The organism is Vibrio sp. 2134-1 (assembly GCF_033339495.1).
Window position 1 is genome coordinate 1 of sequence record NZ_JAWOUS010000057.1, and the last position, 4,093, is coordinate 4,093.

Genomic DNA, 4,093 nt, shown 5'->3' on the forward strand with positions numbered 1-4,093 from the left:
TTGAGCTTCAGTGTCTCTGGCAACAGCAACATTCAAGTGGCGATCGTCAATGGCATTGCTACGTTCACTCCAACCGCTGACTGGAACGGCTCAGAAATCCTAACCTTTACGGCTACCGATCCAAGCGGCGAGAGCGTTAGCCAAACGGTGAACTTCACAGTGGCGCCTGTGGCGGACATCGTGGCAGACAACGCGACGGTTGTGGAAGACACGCCGACCATCATTAAGGTCTTAGGTAACGATACGTTTGAAGGCGACGATAAAGTGGTGTCGCTGGATACCAATAACGGTCCAGCTAACGGCACGGTCTCGGTCAACCCAGATGGCAGCGTCACTTACACGCCAAACGACAACTACCACGGTACAGACAGCTTTACCTACATCGTTACGTCTGGGGGCGTCAGTGAATCCACCACGGTGAACGTCGATGTCACACCAGTGAACGACGCGCCAGTGGCGACCAATGACAATGCCGTTACTGACGAAGACACGCCAGTGACGATTGATGTTCTGCCAAACGATACTGATATTGATGGTGATACGCTGTCTATCCAATCGGCGTCTGTACCTGAAGCACAAGGTAAAGTCGAAATTGTTGATGGCAAATTGGTGTTCACACCAGCTGAGAACTTCAATGGCGATGCTGAAATCACTTACACCGTTACGGATGGTTCACTGACTGACCAAGCGACGGTCAACGTCACCGTGAATGTGGTGAACGACACGCCTGTGGTTGAAAGTAGCATTGCAGACCAAACCTTGGCGGAAGATTTCACCCCATACAGCATCAATCTGAATACCGCTTTCAGCGATGTGGATAACGTGGATGGCGAGTTAACGTTTAGCGTCTCTGGCAACAGCAACATTCAAGTGGCGCTCGTCAATGGGATTGCTACGTTCACTCCAACGGCAGACTGGAACGGCTCAGAAGCGCTGACGTTTACGGCTACCGATCCAAGCGGCGAAAGCGTTAGCCAAACGGTGAACTTCACGGTAGCCCCTGTGGCGGATATCGTGGCAGACAACGCGACGGTTGTGGAAGACACGCCGACCATCATTAAGGTCTTAGGTAACGACACGTTCGAAGGTGACGATAAAGTGGTGTCGCTCGATACCAACAACGGTCCAGCTAACGGTACGGTCTCGGTCAACCAGGACGGCAGCGTGACTTACACGCCGAACGACAACTACCACGGTACAGACAGCTTCACCTACATCGTTACCTCCGGTGGGGTATCGGAGTCCACCACGGTGAACGTCGATGTGACGCCAGTGAATGACGCGCCAGTGGCAAACGATGACACGGCCACAACACAAGAAGATACCGCTGTCACGATTGATGTTCTGCCAAACGACACTGACATCGATGGCGATAAGCTGTCGATTGAATCAGCGTCTGTACCTGAAGCGCAAGGCACAGTCGAGATTGTTGACGACAAATTGGTGTTCACACCAGCTGAGAACTTCCATGGTGAGGCCGAAATCACTTACACCGTGACCGATGGTTCGCTGACTGACCAAGCGACGGTCAACGTCACTGTGAATGCGGTGAACGACACGCCTGTGGTTGAAAGCAGCATTGCAGACCAAACTTTGGCGGAAGACTTCACGCCATACAGCATCGATCTGAATACCGCTTTCAGCGATGTGGATAACGTGGATAGTGAGTTAACGTTTAGCGTTTCTGGCAACAGCAACATTCAAGTGGCGATCGTCAATGGCATTGCTACGTTCACTCCAACCGCAGACTGGAACGGCTCAGAAGCGTTAACGTTTACGGCTACCGATCCAAGCGGCGAAAGCGTAAGCCAAACGGTGAACTTCACAGTGGCGCCTGTGGCAGACATCGTGGCAGACAACGCGACGGTTGTGGAAGACACACCAACCATCATCAAGGTTTTAGGTAACGACACGTTCGAAGGCGACGACAAATTGGTGTCGCTGGATAGCAATAACGGCCCAGCCAACGGCACGGTCTCGGTCAACCCGGATGGCAGCGTGACCTACACGCCAAACGACAACTACCACGGGGCAGACAGCTTCACCTACATCGTTACGTCGGGTGGGGTATCGGAATCTACCACGGTGAACGTCGATGTCACGCCAGTGAATGACGCGCCAGTGGCAAAAGATGATACCGCTGTTACTGACGAAGACACGCCAGTGACGATTGATGTTCTGCCAAACGACACCGATATTGATGGCGATACGCTGTCTATCCAATCGGCGTCTGTACCTGAAGCACAAGGTAAAGTCGAAATTATTGATGGAAAACTGGTGTTCACACCGGCTGAGAACTTCCATGGCGACGCCGAAATCACTTACACCGTGACCGATGGTGCACTGACCGACCAAGCGACGGTTAACGTCACCGTGAATGCGGTGAACGACACACCTGTGGTTGAAAGCAGCATTGCAGACCAAACCTTGGCAGAAGACTTTACGCCATACAGCATCGATCTGAATACGGCCTTCAGTGATGTGGATAACGTGGATGGCGAGTTAACGTTTAGCGTTTCTGGCAACAGTAATGTCAATGTCTCAATAGAAAATGGCATTGCGACCATTAGCCCAACGGCAGACTGGAACGGCTCAGAAACCCTAACGTTTACGGCCACCGATCCAAGCGGCGAAAGCGTTAGCCAAACGGTGAACTTCACAGTAGCGCCTGTGGCAGACATCGTGGCAGACAACGCGACGGTTGTGGAAGACACGCCGACCATCATCAAGGTTTTAGGTAACGACACGTTTGAAGGCGACGATAAAGTGGTGTCGCTGGATAGCAATAACGGTCCAGCTAACGGCACGGTCTCAGTCAACTCGGACGGCAGCGTGACCTACACGCCGAACGATAACTACCATGGTACAGACAGCTTCACGTACATCGTCACGTCGGGTGGGGTCAGTGAGTCCACCACGGTGAACGTCGATGTCACACCAGTGAACGACGCGCCAGTGGCGACCAATGACAATGCCGTTACTGACGAAGACACGCCAGTGACGATTGATGTTCTGCCAAACGATACTGATATTGATGGTGATACGCTGTCTATCCAATCGGCGTCTGTACCTGAAGCACAAGGTAAAGTCGAAATTGTTGATGGCAAATTGGTGTTCACACCAGCTGAGAACTTCAATGGCGATGCTGAAATCACTTACACCGTTACCGATGGTTCACTGACTGACCAAGCGACGGTCAACGTCACCGTGAATGCGGTGAACGACACACCTGTGGTTGAAAGTAGCATTGCAGACCAAACCTTGGCAGAAGACTTTACGCCATACAGCATCGATCTGAATACCGCTTTCAGCGATGTGGATAACGTGGATAGTGAGTTAACGTTTAGCGTTTCTGGCAACAGCAACATTCAAGTGGCTATCGTCAATGGCATTGCTACGTTCACTCCAACCGCAGACTGGAACGGCTCAGAAACGCTGACGTTTACCGCCACCGATCCAAGCGGCGAAAGCGTTAGCCAAACGGTGAACTTCACAGTTGCGCCAGTGGCGGACATCGTGGCAGACAACGCGACGGTTGTGGAAGACACGGCAACTATCATTAAGGTTTTAGGTAACGACACGTTCGAAGGCGACGACAAAGTGGTGTCGCTGGATACCAATAACGGTCCAGCGAACGGCACGGTCTCGGTCAACCCGGATGGCAGCGTCACTTACACGCCGAATGACAACTACCATGGGGCTGACAGCTTCACCTACATCGTTACGTCGGGTGGGGTATCAGAGTCCACCACGGTGAACGTCGATGTCACACCAGTCAACGATGCGCCAGTGGCAAAAGATGATACAGCTGTTACTGACGAAGACACGCCAGTGACAATTGATGTTCTGCCAAACGACACCGATATTGATGGCGATACGCTGTCTATCCAATCGGCGTCTGTGCCGAGTGACCAAGGTACAGTCGAGATTGTTGACGGCAAGTTGGTGTTCACACCGGCTGAGAACTTCCATGGTGACGCTGAAATCACTTACACGGTTACGGATGGTGCACTGACTGACCAAGCAACGGTCAACGTCACCGTGAATGCGGTGAACGACACGCCTGTGGTTGAGAGCAACATTGCAGACCAAA

The 4,093-nt window shown here is 52.3% G+C and carries 1 protein-coding gene; it reads left to right on the forward strand.

Annotated features, from left to right (window positions below; genetic code table 11):
• Nucleotides 1-4,093 (forward strand): tandem-95 repeat protein (locus tag R7R78_RS23685; RefSeq protein ID WP_225474334.1); only part of this gene is annotated, 4,093 nt, incomplete at both ends.